Origin of the sequence: Marinobacter qingdaonensis (assembly GCF_034555935.1) — a bacterium.
In the GTDB taxonomy this organism is placed as follows: Bacteria; Pseudomonadota; Gammaproteobacteria; order Pseudomonadales; family Oleiphilaceae; genus Marinobacter; species Marinobacter qingdaonensis.
This window is the reverse complement of sequence record NZ_JAYDCJ010000003.1, coordinates 1455343-1470342: the sequence shown is the minus strand read 5'-3', so window position 1 is coordinate 1470342 and position 15000 is coordinate 1455343. Positions and strand designations below refer to the sequence as shown.

The following is a 15000-nucleotide window of genomic DNA, read 5'->3' as shown; positions in this document are numbered from 1 at the left end:
CTGGGCTTATTTGACCTTCGGATCGAGCTCGCCGGAGGCGTAGCGCTCGAACATACGCTCCAGGTTCATCGGCTTGATCTTGCTGGCGTTGCCGGCGGTGCCGAAGGCTTCGTACCGGTCCACGCAGACCTCGGTCATGGCCTTCATGGTTTCCTTCAGGAATTTGCGCGGGTCGAACTCGGCCCGGTTCTCGGCCAGGAAGCGACGCACTGCACCGGTGCTGGCCAGACGCAGGTCGGTGTCGATGTTGACCTTGCGCACGCCGTGCTTGATGCCTTCGACGATTTCCTCAACCGGCACGCCGTAGGTTTCCGGAATCTCACCACCGTACTCGTTGATGATCTTCAGCCATTCCTGGGGCACGGAACTGGAGCCGTGCATGACCAGGTGGGTGTCCGGGATGCGGGCGTGGATGGCCTTGATCTGGTCAATGGCCAGGATGTCGCCGGTGGGCGGACGGGTGAACTTGTAGGCGCCGTGGCTGGTGCCGATGGCGATGGCCAGGGCGTCCACGTGGGTCTTCTTGACGAAGTCGGCCGCCTCTTCCGGGTCGGTCAGCATCTGGCTGTGGTCCAGGGTGCCTTCGGCACCGATGCCGTCCTCTTCACCGGCCTGGCCGGTTTCCAGGGAACCCAGGCAACCCAGTTCGCCTTCCACGGACACGCCACAGGCGTGGGCCATTTCCACGGTGCGACGGGTGACGTCGACGTTGTACTCGTACTCGGTCGGGGTCTTGCCGTCTTCACCCAGGGAGCCGTCCATCATGACCGAGCTGAAACCCAGCTGGATGGAGCGCTGGCACACGGCCGGGCTGGTGCCGTGATCCTGGTGCATGACCACCGGGATGTGGGGGAATTCTTCAACGGCGGCGAGGATCAGGTGACGCAGGAACGGGGCACCGGCGTATTTCCGGGCACCGGCGGAGGCCTGGACGATGACCGGGGAATCGGTCTTGTCGGCGGCTTCCATGATGGCGCGCATCTGTTCCAGGTTGTTGACGTTAAAGGCTGGCACACCGTAACCATGCTCGGCGGCGTGGTCCAGAAGTTGCCGCATCGAAATCAGGGCCATGGGTCGTCTCCTTGGTTTAGACGTTTATGAGTCGGTTCAATTCTTCGCAGCCTTTGGGTGGCTGCGGCGCCGGGCCAGGCTGTCCGGAACCCGCCGTGAATACTTCCCTGTAGGCTTGGGCGCAGCATCCATGCTGCGCACAGTTCCGGACAGCCTGGCCCGGCACCTTGCGATCTTTTCTTCTTGTCTGGCGCCAGCTTTATTCGGCGCCGCGCGCTTCCAGTACAGCGACTGCCGGCAGGGTCTTGCCTTCCACGAATTCCAGGAAGGCACCGCCGCCGGTGGAAATGTACGAAACCTTGTCAGCTACGCCGTATTTGTCAACGGCCGCCACGGTGTCACCACCACCGGCCAGGGAGAAGGCGTCGCTGTGGGCGATGGCGTTGGCCAGGGCCTTGGTGCCGTCGCCGAACTGGTCGAATTCGAAGACGCCAACCGGGCCGTTCCACAGGATGGTCTTGGCCTCTTTCAGCACCTTGGCGAAGCGGCCGGCGGTGACCGGGCCCACGTCGAGGATCATGTCGTCTTCGGTGACCTCATTGATGTTCTTGGTGGTGGCGGTGGCGGTTTCGGCGAATTCGCTGGCCACCACGACGTCGACTGGCAGCGGGATGTCCACGCGGGCGGCGATGTCCTTGGCGGTGTCGATCAGGTCGTGCTCGCACAGGGACTTGCCCACCGGGTTACCGGCGGCGGCCAGGAAGGTGTTGGCGATGCCGCCACCGACGATGATCTGGTCGCACACCTTTTCCAGGGCGTTCAATACGTCCAGCTTGGTGGAGACCTTGGAGCCACCGACGATGGCCACCACCGGCTTGGCCGGGTTATCCAGGGCCTTTTCCAGGGCTTCCAGCTCGGCCGCCAGCAGCGGTCCGGCACAGGCCTCGGGCGCAAACTTGGCGACACCGTGGGTGGAAGCCTGGGCACGGTGGGCAGTGCCGAAGGCGTCCATCACATAGACGTCGCACAGGGCCGCGTACTGCTTGGCCAGGGCTTCGTCGTCTTTCTTTTCACCCTTGTTGAAGCGGACGTTCTCGAACAGCACCACTTCGCCGTCGGCGACGTCGACGCCGTTCAGGTAATCCTTGACCAGCTTGACCTCCTGGCCGAGCACGCCGGTCAGGTGGTCCGCCACCGGCTTCATGGATGAGGCCTCGTCGTACACGCCTTCTTCCGGGCGGCCCAGGTGGGACATCAGCATGACCTTGGCACCAGCCTCCATGGCGGCCTTGATGGTGGGCAACGAGGCGCGGATGCGGGCGTCGCTCGCCACTTTGCCGTCTTTGACCGGCACGTTCAGGTCTTCGCGGATCAGCACCCGCTTGCCGGCGAGGTTGAGGTCGGTCATTTTCTTGATGGCCATAAGGTTGGTCCCTTCAACAAAGTTTCAGATTAGGAATGTTGGGTTAACCAGCTTTTGCTGACGTCGAGCATTCGGTTCGCAAAGCCCCACTCGTTATCGAACCAGCACAGCACTTTTACCATGGTGCCGCCGGTGACCCGGGTCTGGCCGCCGTCAACCACGCCGGAGTGGGCGTCGTGGTTGAAATCGGAACTGGCCAGCAGTTCATCGGTGTAACCCAGGATGCCCTTGAGCGGCCCCTGGGCGGTCCGCTCCAGCAACTGGTTCACGGCTTCCACGTCGGTGCGCTGGCGCACGTTCACCACCATGTCGATGGCGGACACGTTCAGGGTCGGCACCCGCATGGCCACCGAGCTGAACCGGCCTTCCATGTGCGGCAGCAGCCGCTCGATGCCACGGGCCAGGCCGGTTTCCACCGGGACGATGTTGTGCAGGGCGCTGCGTGTACGGCGCAGATCCTGGTGGTGATAGGCATCGATGACCGGCTGGTCGTTCATCGCCGCGTGGATGGTGGTGGTGCTGCCGTGGTCGACCCCGAAGGCGTCGTCCAGCACTTTGATCACCGGCACCAGGCAGTTGGTGGTGCAGGAACCGGCGGCCACGATGCGATCCGCCGCGGTGATCTGGTCCTCGTTGATGCCGAACACCACGGTGCGATCAACGTTGGATTCCGCCGGCTGCGAGAACAGCAGACGCTTGGCCCCGGCGCGCAGGTGGCGCTCGGCCGTGGCCCGGTCAGAATAGGCGCCGGAGCATTCCAGCACCAGATCCACATCGAGCAGGTCCCAGGGCAGATCGGCGGGTTCGGAGTGGCGCAGCACCCGGATCCGGTCGCCGTTTACGATCAGGTCCTGGCCCCGCACTTCGATCTCGCCGCGGAACCGGCCGTGGGTGGAGTCGTAGCGGGTCAGGTGGGCGATGGTGTCGATGTCCGACAGTTCGTTAATCGCGACCACCTGCAGGTGGTCGCGAAACCCGTTTTCATAGAGCGCACGCAGCACGCACTGGCCGATGCGGCCGTACCCGTTGATGGCAATGCGAAACGGCGCGGTCTTGGTCATCAGGCTTCCAGCAGCTCGCCAGCCACTTCCAGGACGTTGTCCACGGTGAAGCCGAATTCCTTGAACAGCTCGCCCGCCGGCGCCGACTCACCGAAGGTGGTCATGCCAACCACGCGGCCGTCCAGGCCCACGTACTTGTACCAGTAATCAGCAATGCCGGCTTCGATGGCGATGCGGTTGGTGACTTCCAGCGGCAGCACCTGCTGCTTGTACTCGGCGCTCTGGGCGTCGAACACGTCGGTGGACGGCATGGACACCACACGCACCTGCTTGCCCTGTTCGCGCAGCTTGGCGGCGGCGTCCTGAGCCAGGCCGACTTCGGAGCCGGTGGCGATCAGGATCAATTCCGGGCTGCCGTCGCTGTCGGACAGGATGTAGCCACCCTTGGACACGTCAGCCAGCTGCTGGGCATCGCGGGCCTGGGCCGGCAGGCCTTGGCGGGAGAACACCATGGCGGTCGGGCCGTCGGTGCGCTCCAGCGCCGCTTTCCAGGCCACCGCGGATTCCACGGTGTCGGCCGGGCGCCAGGTGCTCATGTTCGGGGTGGTGCGCAGGCTGGCCAGCTGCTCGATCGGCTGGTGGGTCGGGCCGTCTTCACCCAGGCCGATGGAGTCGTGGGTGAACACGAAGATGGAGCGCTGCTTCATCAGCGCCGCCATACGCACGGCGTTGCGGCAGTATTCCATGAAGATCAGGAAGGTCGCGCCGTACGGCACGAAACCACCGTGCAGGGCGATGCCGTTCATGATTGCGGCCATGCCGAATTCGCGCACGCCGTAGAAGATGTAGTTGCCGCTGGCGTCTTCCTTGGTCAGGCCCTTGGTGCCACCCCAGATGGTCAGGTTGGAGCCGGCCAGGTCAGCGGAGCCGCCCATCAGTTCCGGCAGCAGCGGACCGTAGGCGTTCAAGGTGTTCTGGGACGCCTTGCGGCTGGCGATGGTCTCGGCCTTGTCCTGGCACTCCTGGATGTAGGCCTGTGCCTTCTCGGCGAAATCGGCTGGCAGGTCGCCGGCCATGCGGCGCTTGAACTCGGCCGCCAGCTCGGGCTCGGCCTGCTCGTAAGCGGCGAACTTCTGCTCCCACTCGGACTGGGCGGCCTGGCCCTTCTCGCGGGCGTTCCAGGCGGCGGCGATCTCGGACGGGATTTCAAAGGCGCCGTGCTCCCAGCCCAGCTGTTCGCGGGTCAGGGCGATTTCGTCCTCACCCAGCGGGGCGCCGTGGCAGCTTTCTTTGCCCTGCTTGTTCGGGGAACCGAAGCCGATCACGGTCTTGCAGCAGATCAAAGTCGGCTGCTCGGTGTTGGCACGGCCGGCCTCGATGGCGGCGCGGATGGCGTCGGCGTCGTGGCCGTCCACGGCCGGGATGACCTGCCAGCCGTAGGACTCGAACCGCTGCGGGGTGTTGTCGGTGAACCAGCCTTCCACTTCACCGTCGATGGAGATGCCGTTGTCGTCGTAGAAGAAGATCAGTTTGCCCAGGCCCAGGGTACCGGCCAGGGACGCCACTTCGTGGGAGATGCCTTCCATCAGGCAGCCGTCGCCCAGGAAGGCGTAGGTGTAGTGGTCAACAATCTCGTGACCCGGGCGGTTGAACTGAGCCGCCAGGGACTTCTCAGCCAGGGCGAACCCCACCGCGTTGGCGATGCCCTGGCCCAGCGGGCCAGTGGTGGTCTCAACGCCCGGGGTGTAGCCGTATTCCGGGTGGCCCGGGGTCTTGGAGTGCAGTTGCCGGAAATTCTTGATGTCGTCAATGGAAACGTCGTAACCGCTCAGGTGCAGCAGCGAGTACTGCAGCATGGAGCCATGACCGTTGGACAGCACGAAGCGGTCACGGTTGGCCCACTGAGGGTTGGCCGGGTTGTGGCTCAGGTAATCGTTCCACAGCACCTCGGCGATATCCGCCATACCCATGGGCGCACCCGGGTGGCCGGACTTGGCTTTCTGAACCGCATCCATGCTCAGCGCGCGAATGGCGTTGGCGAGATCTTTACGAGACGGCATTGACGTTTCTCCAGTATTTAACGGAAAGGATTCGGACTGCTTAAAAAAGAGGCGCGTATTTTCGCCGATTACTGTGTGCCGGGGCAAATCGGCATGGCGGAATCCTCGAAAACCCCGCCTGTGGATTTCCGAAACGGGCCAATGCCCCATAATGCCAAATCTATATCAAAATTTTTTGATATGGCTATTGAATGACCACCCAACTCCTCCTACACTTGCCACCCATGACAGCCATGAACCCGCACGCGCAGCACACGTCCTCGGTGGACGCCCTCGCCCCGATCTTCAAAGCGAGCGGGGATCCGCTGCGTCTGGAAATTCTGCGCGTGCTGCGGCGCGACACCTTCGGCGTGCTGGAGCTAAGCCAGCTGTTCGATATGCGCCAATCCGGCATGAGCCACCACCTGAAGGTGATGCACAAGGCCGGCCTGCTGGAGCCCCAGCGTGAAGGCAACGCCATTTTCTACCGGCGCCCGCTGCACCTGGATAGCGACAAACTGACGGACCTGACCATCCGCCAGATCTTCGAAACCGTGGACAAGGTGGCGCTGCCGGCTCACCTGCAGGAGAAGATCGAGGCCATCCGAACCCAGCGGGCCGATCAGTCCCAGGCGTTTTTCGCCCGGCACGCCGAGCAGTTCCGGGAGCAGCAGGAGTTGATTGCCGCCTTCGACCTGTACGCCGAGCCAGTGGCGGAGCTGCTGCGCAAGCGCGCCGACCGCCAGGCCTGGCAGACCTCGCTGGAAATTGGCCCGGGTGAAGGCGCGTTCCTGCCGGTGCTGTCGGAGCTGTCCGAGCACGTGGTGGCCCTGGACAACAGCCGCGACATGCTGGCCAAGGCGACCCGCACCTGCATCGACCAGCGCCTGAACAACGTCGATCTGATTGAAGGGGTCACCGACACCCTGCTGGCCCGGGGCGACGCCTTTGACCTGGTGGTGGCGAACATGGTGCTGCACCACGTACCCAGTCCGGCGGACATCTTTCTGGACGCGGCCGCGTTGATGAACAACGGCGGCTGCCTGGTGATCAGTGAGCTGTGCAGCCACGACCAGGACTGGGCCAAGGCCAACTGCGGCGACCTGTGGCTTGGCTTTGAGCCGGAAGAGCTGACCGCCTGGGCCGCCGAAGCCGGCCTGATCGCTGGCGAGCAACTGTTTATTGGCCTGCGCAACGGCTTCCAGGTGCAGGTCCGGGAATTCTGGAAAACCACGGTGCCGGCCTGAGTCGGCGCTGGATACAGGGACATATCAAAAAACTTTGATATAGGTGCAGGTAATTATACGTACACCTGACACGCGCATTAAAACAATCGCCGGAAGCCGTCGACACGACACCCACCGGCACGTATTCGAGAACGCTCACAGAGGAGCAGCTTTATGTCTGACTACAGCATCTTCACTTCCGAGTCGGTTTCCGAAGGCCATCCGGACAAACTGGCCGACCAGATTTCCGACGCGGTGCTGGACGCCATCCTGACCGACGACCCGCACGCCCGGGTTGCCTGTGAAACCATGGTAAAAACCGGCGTCGCCATTGTCGGCGGTGAGATCACCACCAGCGCCTGGGTGGATCTGGAAGACCTGGTCCGGGGGGTGATCAAGGACATCGGCTACACCTCCTCCAAAGTCGGCTACGACGGCGACACCTGTGGCGTCATCAACATCATCGGCAAGCAGTCGGTAGACATCGCCCAGGGCGTCGACCGCAAGAAGCCGGAAGACCAGGGCGCCGGCGACCAGGGCCTGATGTTCGGCTACGCCAGCAACGAGACCGACGTGCTCATGCCCGCACCGATCACCTTCGCCCACCGCCTGGTGGAGCGTCAGGCCGAAGCCCGCAAGAGCGGCCTGCTGCCCTGGCTGCGCCCGGACGCCAAGAGCCAGGTCACCTGCCGTTATGAAAACGGCCGGGTCGCCGGCATCGACGCGGTGGTGCTGTCCACCCAGCACGACGAGGACGTCAGCCAGGCCGACCTGCAGGAAGCGGTGATGGAGCTGGTGGTCAAGCACACCCTGCCGGCCGAACTGCTGCACAAGGACACCCAGTTCCACATCAACCCGACCGGCAAGTTCGTGATCGGTGGCCCGGTGGGCGACTGTGGCCTGACCGGCCGCAAAATCATCGTGGACACCTACGGCGGCATGGCCCGTCACGGTGGCGGCGCGTTCTCCGGCAAGGACCCGTCCAAGGTTGACCGTTCCGCCGCCTACGCCGGCCGCTACGTCGCCAAGAACATCGTGGCCGCTGGCCTGGCTGACAAGTGTGAGATCCAGGTGTCCTACGCCATCGGCGTGGCCCAGCCCACCTCCATCTCCCTGAACACCTTCGGCACCGGCAAGATCAGCGACGACAAGATCATCCAGCTGGTGCGCGAGCACTTCGACCTGCGTCCGTACGCGATCACCAACATGCTCGACCTGCTGCACCCGATGTACCGGGCCACCGCAGCCTACGGCCACTTCGGCCGTGACCCGTACGAGATGACCGTGGGCGGCAAGACCTTTACCGCGTTCCCGTGGGAGAAGACCGATCGCGCCGCCGCCCTGAAGGACGCCGCTGGCATCTAAGCCGTTTTCGGGCGTATGTCTCTGGCCTACGCCCAAACCAGACTCAACTGACAGGAGAACACCATGAGCACTCCCGCAGAACAGCTGAACAACTTTGACGACTACAAAGTCCGTGACATTTCCCTGGCCGGCTGGGGCCGCAAGGAAATCAACATCGCCGAAGGCGAAATGCCGGCCCTGATCGCCCTGCGCGACAAGTACAAGGCCGAGCAGCCGCTGAAAGGCGCCAACATCATGGGCTGCATCCACATGACCATCCAGACCGCGGTGCTGATCGAGACCCTGGTGGAGCTGGGTGCCAACGTGCGCTGGTCGTCCTGCAACATCTTCTCGACCCAGGACCAGGCCGCTGCGGCCATCGCCGCCCAGGGCATTCCGGTCTTCGCCTGGAAAGGCGAAACCGACGAGGAGTACGACTGGTGCCTGGAGCGCACCGTGGGTGCTGACGTGGACGGCTGGGAGCCGAACATGATCCTGGACGACGGCGGCGACCTGACCGCCCTGCTCCATGAGAAATACCCGGAAATCCTGGCCAAGTGCCACGGCGTGACCGAGGAAACCACCACCGGCGTGCACCGCCTGCAGGAAATGCTGCGCGAAGGCACCCTGAAAGTGCCGGCGATCAACGTCAACGACGCGGTCACCAAATCCAAGAACGACAACAAGTACGGTTGTCGCCACAGCCTGAACGACGCCATCAAGCGCGCCACCGACCACCTGCTGTCGGGCAAGAAAGCCCTGGTGATCGGCTACGGCGATGTGGGCAAGGGCTCCGCCGCGTCCCTGCGTCAGGAAGGCATGATCGTGAAAGTCACCGAAGCCGACCCGATCTGTGCCATGCAGGCCTGCATGGACGGCTTTGAAGTGGTGTCCCCGTATCTGGACGGCGTCAACACCGGCACCGAAGCCGGCGTCGACAAGGCCCTGCTGCAGAACACCGACCTGCTGGTGACCACCACCGGCAACATGAACGTGTGCGACGCGCACATGCTCAAGGCCCTGAAGTCCGGCGCCGTGGTGTGCAACATCGGTCACTTCGACAACGAGATCGACACCGCCTACATGCGCAAGAACTGGGAGTGGGATGAGGTCAAACCGCAGGTGCACGTGGTGTACCGGGACAAGGCCACCAACGACCACCTGATCCTGCTGTCCGAAGGCCGCCTGGTGAACCTGGGCAACGCCACCGGTCACCCGTCGCGGATCATGGACGGCTCCTTCGCCAACCAGGTGCTGGCCCAGATCTACCTGTACGAGCGCAAGTTCGCCGACCTGCCGGAAGATGCCCGGGAGAAAGGCGTGTACGTGCAGGTTCTGCCCAAGCACCTGGACGAGGAAGTGGCCCGTGCCATGGTCGAAGGCTTCGGTGGCGTGATCACCAAGATGACCCCGGAGCAGGCCAAATACATCGGTGTACCGGTCGAAGGCCCGTACAAGCCGGAAAGCTACAAGTACTGATCGGACCAGACCATGCAAAGCCAGAAACAGTTCAAGCGCCGGTTCAGCTTCGAGTTCTTCCCGCCCAAGACCGACCAGGGCAAGGACAAGCTGCAGACCGTGCGTAACCAGCTGGCCGAGGTGAACCCGGATTTCTTCTCGGTCACCTTCGGGGCCGGCGGTTCCACCCGGGACCGCACCATCGAGACGGTACTAAACCTGCACAAGCAGGGCATCTCGACGGCCCCGCACCTGTCCTGCGTCGGTGGCACCCGACAGGAAATCGGTGAGCTGCTGGACGTGTACAAGGAAAACGGCATCAACCGGATCGTCGCCCTGCGGGGCGACATGCCCTCAGGCATGGGGGCGGCCGGTGAGCTGCGCTACGCCAACGAGCTGGTGGAGTTCATCCGCGAGCACAGCGGCGACACCTTCAACCTGGAAGTGGCGGCCTACCCGGAGTTTCATCCCCAGGCCCGCAACGCCGAAGACGATCTGCAGAACTTTGCCCGCAAGGTGAAGGCCGGCGCCAACAGCGCCATCACGCAGTACTTCTTCAACGCGGACAGCTACTTCTACTTCATCGACCGGCTGGAAAAAATGGACGTCACCATTCCGGTGGTGCCGGGCATCATGCCCATCGTCAATTTCTCCAGCCTGGTCCGGTTCTCCGACATGTGCGGCGCGGAAATCCCACGCTGGATCCGCAAGCAGCTGGAAGCTTACGGTGACGACACCAACAGCATCCGCAAGTTCGGCGAGGAAGTGGTCACGGAGATGTGTGAAAAGCTGCTCAAGGCGGGCGCGCCCGGGTTGCACTTCTACACCCTGAACCAGGCCCAACCCAGCCTGAACATCTGGAAAAACCTCGGCATCAGCGAGCGGGAAAAAATCTCCTTCTGATCGCCGCGCCACGGTCAGGGCGTCCGCCCTGACCGTGCTCCCTGTCCCCTCAAGGCCCTCTTTTTCGCCCGCCCAACGTCGCCAACCGTTTGATTTTCTGAAATTCCTTTGGCATTAGTCTAAAGTGTACGAGATGCAGTTCCATTAACGCTCCCCGGAAATTGCGGTCACCAGCAGCGATTTTCGGCCTGCCTTACCGGGTGGACGGAGCACAAAAAAAGCAAAAGGAGAAAGCATGAGCACGAAATGGCTGAAAACGATTGGCGCCAGTCTGGCCCTCACCGTTGCCGCAGGTACCGTCAGCGCAGAGACCCTGCGCGTGGTCACCGACCCGAGCTTTGTTCCGTTTGAAATGATGGACCAGGAAACCGGCGAGATGATCGGTTTCGACATGGAAATCATCGCCGAAGTTGCCGAGCGGGCGGGTTTTGAGTACGACCTCAACACCATGGATTTCAACGGCATTATCCCGGCCCTGCAGACCGGCAACGTCGACATCGCCATCGCCGGCATCACCATCACCGAAGAGCGGGAAGAAATCGTCGATTTCTCTGACCCGTACTACGACTCCGGTCTGCGTATCCTGGTGCGCCAGGGCAACGAGGACGTCAAGGAATTCAGCGATCTGGAAGGCAAGAAGATCGGCACCAAGATCGGCTCCACCAGCTACGACTACCTGGTGGGCAACCTGGAGCAGGACGACGGCGTTACCCCGTACCCGGGCAGCTCCGACATGTACATGGCCCTGATGTCCCGCGCCATCGACGCGGTCTTCTACGACGCCCCCAACGTCGGCTACTTCGCCCGCACCAAGGGCGACGGCAAGGTCATGACCGTGGGCCCGCTATACGAAGGTCAGCAGTACGGCATCGCCCTCAAGGCAGGCAGTGAGTGGGTCGACGAAGTGAACGCCGCCCTCGCCTCCATGAAGGAAGATGGCACCTACAAGACCATTTACGAGAAGTGGTTCGGCCCGATGCCTGACGGCATGTAAGGGCAGCCAGGCCCATCGGGTCTGATTCCCTGCGCCGGGGCGACACCGCCCCGGCCATCCCTGACTGCAACCCCCTTCGGAGATTCTCACTGTGGAATTTCAGTTTCAGTTCGACTGGCAAGCGGCCATCGACTCCATCCCTTTCCTGCTCAAGGGCATTCCCTACACCCTGCTGATTTCCTTCGGCGGCCTGTTGATCGGCTTCGCCCTCGGCATCGTGTTTGGCCTGTTGAGCATCAACAAGAAGTGGTACCTGCGCTGGCCGGCGACCGCCTACATCGAGATCTTCCGCGGCACGCCCATCCTGGTGCAGGTGCTGTTCATCTTCTACGGTCTGCCGGACCTGATCGGCGGCCCCATTGAGCCACTGACCGCAGGCATTGCCGCCATCGCCCTCAACTCCGGCGCCTACATTTCAGAGGTGGTACGCGGTGGCGTCCAGTCCATCGACAAGGGCCAGACCGAAGCCGGCCTGTCCCTCGGCCTGTCCCGGACCCAGACCTTCTGGTCCATCATCTGGCCCCAGGCCTTCCGCCGCATGATTCCGCCCCTGGGCAACCAGGCCATCGTCAGCATCAAGGACACCTCGCTGTTCTCGGTCATCGGTGTCGGCGAACTTGTCCGCCAGGGGCAGATCTACATTGCCAATACCTTCACGGCGTTCGAGGTGTATTTCGTGGTCGCGATCCTGTATCTCGCCATCACCCTGTCGCTGTCCCTGATCCTCCGCTTCATCGAGCGGCGTGGACTGGCCTCTGTCTGAAGGAAAGCTGATCATGACTGATATCGTAGAAATGAAGGGCATGAACAAGTACTTCGGCAACCTGCATGTCCTGAAAGACATCGACCTGACCGTCGCCAAGGGCGAAGTGGTGGTGATCATCGGCGCCAGTGGCTCCGGCAAGTCCACCCTGATCCGCTGCGTCAACGGTCTGGAAGAGTTCGAATCTGGGCACCTCAAGGTGGACGGTCACCCGTTGGCGCCGAAGAGCGGTAACCCCAGGTCCCTGGCCGAGATCCGCAAGGAAGTGGGCATGGTGTTCCAGCAGTTCAACCTGTTCCCGCACCTGACCGTGCGCAAGAACATCATGCTGGCGCCGAAGAAGGTCAAGAGCACCTCGGACACCGTGGCCAACGCCACCGCCGAGCGACTGCTGAACCGGGTTGGCATCGGCAACCAGGCCGACAAGTACCCGAGCCAGCTGTCCGGCGGCCAGCAGCAGCGGGTGGCCATCGCCCGCGCCCTGGCCATGGAACCGCGGCTGATGCTGTTCGACGAGCCGACCTCGGCCCTGGACCCGGAAATGATCGGGGAAGTGCTGGACGTCATGCGCGAGCTGGCGAAAGAAGGCATGACCATGATGGTGGTCACCCACGAGATGGGCTTCGCCCGGGAAGTGGCGGACCGGGTGATCTACATCCACGAGGGCCAGATCGTGGAACAGGGCAAGCCGGACGACGTGTTCGACAACCCGCAGAACGAACGCACCCAAGCGTTCCTGTCACGGGTGCTGGCGCACTGACGCTCGCGCCCTCCGGCCAAGGCCCCACCCTTCGGTGGGGCTTTTTTTTGGGGCGGGTTAGAGCAGGCGCCGGGTGGCCGCGTACTCGTCCTCGATCTTCAGCCGGGAATCCTTGGCCAGGAACTTGGCCACTTTCTTGCCCAGCAGCGGCAAATCGCAGCGCACGTTCAGGCTGACCAGGTTGGTGCAGGCCCGGTCGTCGCCCTGCAGCTTCATCATGCCCTGGATCTTGGCCGGTACGCCCTCGATCCGCACGCGAAACTCGCAGTGCCACTCGTCGTCGCTCTTGCGGAACCAGTGCTCTTCCTGACGCACTTCATTCCACTCCCGATGAAAGCTGGCCAGCATGGCCGGCACTTCCGATGAGCTGGTGACTTCCCGTTCAATCACCAGTTTGGCTGAGGCCTCGTCCCGGACCAGCTCCGCCACGCGCACGTTGCGCGCGCCCAGCATGGCGTTCTTTTCCAGGATGCGATCCCGGTTGAAAAACGTGGACAGCACGTCGGTCAGCCCGGCTTCGTAGGGGTGTCGCAATTCCAGTTCCATAGTGGTCTCCTTCAGACGTTGGAACCATTGTCTGGCCCGTGGACGGTCCACGCATTGGCCGGCTGGTCATACGCCTTTGGCAAGGTGGTCAGGCGGCGCTGTTAACTGTAATATCCGCTCAGGTTAACAGCCGACCCATGCGAACCAGACAGTCCGAACGGAGTTTCACCATGCGCAATGCCGACCTCGTCGCCCGCGGCCTCAAATCCGTGTGGCACCCCTGCACCCAGATGAAAGACCACGAAACCCTGCCCCTGGTGCCGATCAAACGGGGCCAGGGCGTGTGGCTGGAGGACTTCGAGAACAACCGCTACATCGACGCGGTCAGCTCCTGGTGGGTCAATCTGTTCGGCCACGCCAACCCGCGCATCAACGCCGCCATCGCGGACCAGGTCAGCCAGCTGGAACACGTGATCCTGGCCGGCTTTACCCACGAGCCGGTGGTGAACCTGTCCGAGCGCCTGATCGAGGTGACCCCCGATGGCCTGAACAAGTGCTTCTACGCCGACAACGGCTCCTCGGCGGTCGAGGCGGCGCTGAAGATGAGCTTCCACTACTGGAAGAACCACGGTCGGCCCGGCAAGAAGAACTTCGTCAATCTCAGCAACAGCTACCACGGCGAGACCCTGGGGGCGCTGGCCCTGGGCGACGTCGCCCTGTACAAGGACACCTACCAGCCGCTGCTGATGGAAGTACTGACCGCGCCCTCCCCGGACGCCTTCAACAAGGAAGCCGGGGAAACCGACGAAGCCTACGCCCTGCGTCAGTTCGAGGCCATGGAGAAGCTGCTGGCCGAGAAACACGAGGAAATCTGCGCCGTGGTGGTGGAGCCGCTGATCCAGTGCGCCGGCGGCATGCGCATGCACCACCCGATCTACCACACCAAACTGCGGGAAGCCTGCGACCGCTATGGCGTGCACCTGATTGCCGATGAAATCGCCGTCGGCTTCGGCCGCACCGGCACCCTGTTCGCCTGCGAGCAGTCAGGCATCACCCCGGACTTCATGTGCCTGTCCAAGGGCCTGACCGCCGGTTACCTGCCGCTGTCGGTGGTGCTGACCACCGACAACGTCTACAACGCCTTCTACGACGACTACGAGACCCTGAAGGCGTTCCTGCACTCCCACAGCTACACCGGCAACCCGATCGGCTGCGCCGTGGCCCTGGCCACCCTGGACATCTTCCGGGACGACAACGTGATCGAGAACAACCGCCGGCTGTCCGCCTGCATGGCGGAGTCTGTGGCGCACCTGGCCGACCATCCGCACGTGGGCGACATCCGCCAGCACGGCATGACCCTGGCGGTGGAAATGGTCAAGGACAAGGCCAGCAAGACCGCCTTCCCCTGGCAGGAACGCCGCGGCATCCGGGTGTATCAGCATTCGCTGACCCGGGAAGCCTTGCTTCGCCCCCTGGGTAATGTGGTTTACTTCATGCCGCCGTACGTCATCAACGAAGACCAGATTCGTCATCTGGCCCAGGTGGCGACCGAAGGCATCGATATCGCCACAAGGGACTGACCAGGAACCCCC

Annotated in this window: 13 protein-coding genes; 8 read left to right on the top strand and 5 right to left on the bottom strand. The window is 63.0% G+C overall.

The window, feature by feature from the left end; all coding sequences use genetic code 11:
- Nucleotides 1–6 precede the first annotated feature (6 nt).
- The 4 genes from fba to tkt form a co-directional block, all read right to left on the bottom strand.
- On the bottom strand, nt 7–1071 hold the full coding sequence (gene fba / locus U5822_RS09840) for a class II fructose-bisphosphate aldolase (RefSeq protein WP_322855452.1): 1065 nt from the start codon (nt 1069–1071) through the stop codon (nt 7–9).
- A gap of 199 nt (nt 1072–1270) precedes the next feature.
- The gene (locus U5822_RS09835) at nt 1271–2434 is read right to left on the bottom strand and encodes a phosphoglycerate kinase (protein WP_322855451.1); all 1164 of its coding nucleotides are present in this window, start codon (nt 2432–2434) and stop codon (nt 1271–1273) included.
- 29 nt (nt 2435–2463) lie between these two features.
- Nucleotides 2464–3495 carry a type I glyceraldehyde-3-phosphate dehydrogenase gene (gap, locus tag U5822_RS09830; protein ID WP_322855450.1) on the bottom strand — a complete coding sequence of 344 codons (1032 nt, stop codon included), beginning with the start codon at nt 3493–3495 and terminating at the stop codon, nt 2464–2466.
- Nucleotides 3495–5495 carry a transketolase gene (tkt, locus tag U5822_RS09825; protein WP_322855449.1) on the bottom strand — a complete coding sequence of 667 codons (2001 nt, stop codon included), beginning with the start codon at nt 5493–5495 and terminating at the stop codon, nt 3495–3497. Before tkt ends, gap begins: the two co-directional genes overlap by 1 nt.
- A gap of 224 nt (nt 5496–5719) precedes the next feature.
- On the opposite strand from tkt, the gene U5822_RS09820 reads away from it, so the two are divergent.
- The 7 genes from U5822_RS09820 (at nt 5720) to U5822_RS09790 (ending at nt 12922) form a co-directional block, all read left to right on the top strand.
- Nucleotides 5720–6721 (top strand): ArsR/SmtB family transcription factor, encoded by a 1002-nt coding sequence (locus U5822_RS09820; protein WP_322856910.1) that lies wholly within the window; start codon nt 5720–5722, stop codon nt 6719–6721.
- A gap of 153 nt (nt 6722–6874) precedes the next feature.
- Nucleotides 6875–8065 carry a methionine adenosyltransferase gene (gene metK / locus U5822_RS09815; protein WP_322855448.1) on the top strand — a complete coding sequence of 397 codons (1191 nt, stop codon included), beginning with the start codon at nt 6875–6877 and terminating at the stop codon, nt 8063–8065.
- A gap of 63 nt (nt 8066–8128) precedes the next feature.
- Nucleotides 8129–9523, top strand: a complete 1395-nt coding sequence (ahcY, locus tag U5822_RS09810; protein WP_322855447.1) for an adenosylhomocysteinase — start codon at nt 8129–8131, stop codon at nt 9521–9523.
- A gap of 12 nt (nt 9524–9535) precedes the next feature.
- Nucleotides 9536–10405, top strand: a complete 870-nt coding sequence (gene metF, locus U5822_RS09805) for a methylenetetrahydrofolate reductase [NAD(P)H] (protein ID WP_322855446.1) — start codon at nt 9536–9538, stop codon at nt 10403–10405.
- 235 nt (nt 10406–10640) lie between these two features.
- Complete coding sequence (locus tag U5822_RS09800) at nt 10641–11399, top strand: transporter substrate-binding domain-containing protein (protein WP_322855445.1); 759 nt, start codon at nt 10641–10643, stop codon at nt 11397–11399.
- Nucleotides 11400–11490: 91 nt separating this feature from the next.
- The gene (locus U5822_RS09795; protein WP_322855444.1) at nt 11491–12162 is read left to right on the top strand and encodes an amino acid ABC transporter permease; all 672 of its coding nucleotides are present in this window, start codon (nt 11491–11493) and stop codon (nt 12160–12162) included.
- 13 nt (nt 12163–12175) lie between these two features.
- Complete coding sequence (locus U5822_RS09790; RefSeq protein WP_322855443.1) at nt 12176–12922, top strand: amino acid ABC transporter ATP-binding protein; 747 nt, start codon at nt 12176–12178, stop codon at nt 12920–12922.
- Nucleotides 12923–12979: 57 nt separating this feature from the next.
- Here the strand turns inward: U5822_RS09790 and U5822_RS09785 are convergent, their stop codons facing one another.
- A complete protein-coding gene (locus tag U5822_RS09785; protein ID WP_322855442.1) occupies nt 12980–13468 on the bottom strand; it encodes a DUF2505 domain-containing protein in 489 nt (162 codons plus the stop codon).
- A gap of 170 nt (nt 13469–13638) precedes the next feature.
- Between U5822_RS09785 and U5822_RS09780 the strand changes: the two genes are divergently transcribed.
- Entirely contained in the window at nt 13639–14988 is a 1350-nt protein-coding gene (locus tag U5822_RS09780) for an adenosylmethionine--8-amino-7-oxononanoate transaminase (protein WP_322856909.1), read from the top strand.
- Nucleotides 14989–15000: the final 12 nt, after the last annotated feature.

Excerpts from the sequence above, each read along its gene's own strand:
- metF (WP_322855446.1), top strand. The coding sequence starts at position 9,536 with ATGCAAAGCCAGAAACAGTTCAAGCGCCGGTTCAGCTTCGAGTTCTTC.
- U5822_RS09835 (WP_322855451.1), bottom strand. The coding sequence starts at position 2,434 with ATGGCCATCAAGAAAATGACCGACCTCAACCTCGCCGGCAAGCGGGTG.
- U5822_RS09820 (WP_322856910.1), top strand. The coding sequence starts at position 5,720 with ATGACAGCCATGAACCCGCACGCGCAGCACACGTCCTCGGTGGACGCC.
- U5822_RS09785 (WP_322855442.1), bottom strand. The coding sequence starts at position 13,468 with ATGGAACTGGAATTGCGACACCCCTACGAAGCCGGGCTGACCGACGTG.
- U5822_RS09800 (WP_322855445.1), top strand. The coding sequence starts at position 10,641 with ATGAGCACGAAATGGCTGAAAACGATTGGCGCCAGTCTGGCCCTCACC.
- gap (WP_322855450.1), bottom strand. The coding sequence starts at position 3,495 with ATGACCAAGACCGCGCCGTTTCGCATTGCCATCAACGGGTACGGCCGC.
- metK (WP_322855448.1), top strand. The coding sequence starts at position 6,875 with ATGTCTGACTACAGCATCTTCACTTCCGAGTCGGTTTCCGAAGGCCAT.
- ahcY (WP_322855447.1), top strand. The coding sequence starts at position 8,129 with ATGAGCACTCCCGCAGAACAGCTGAACAACTTTGACGACTACAAAGTC.
- U5822_RS09790 (WP_322855443.1), top strand. The coding sequence starts at position 12,176 with ATGACTGATATCGTAGAAATGAAGGGCATGAACAAGTACTTCGGCAAC.
- fba (WP_322855452.1), bottom strand. The coding sequence starts at position 1,071 with ATGGCCCTGATTTCGATGCGGCAACTTCTGGACCACGCCGCCGAGCAT.
- tkt (WP_322855449.1), bottom strand. The coding sequence starts at position 5,495 with ATGCCGTCTCGTAAAGATCTCGCCAACGCCATTCGCGCGCTGAGCATG.
- U5822_RS09780 (WP_322856909.1), top strand. The coding sequence starts at position 13,639 with ATGCGCAATGCCGACCTCGTCGCCCGCGGCCTCAAATCCGTGTGGCAC.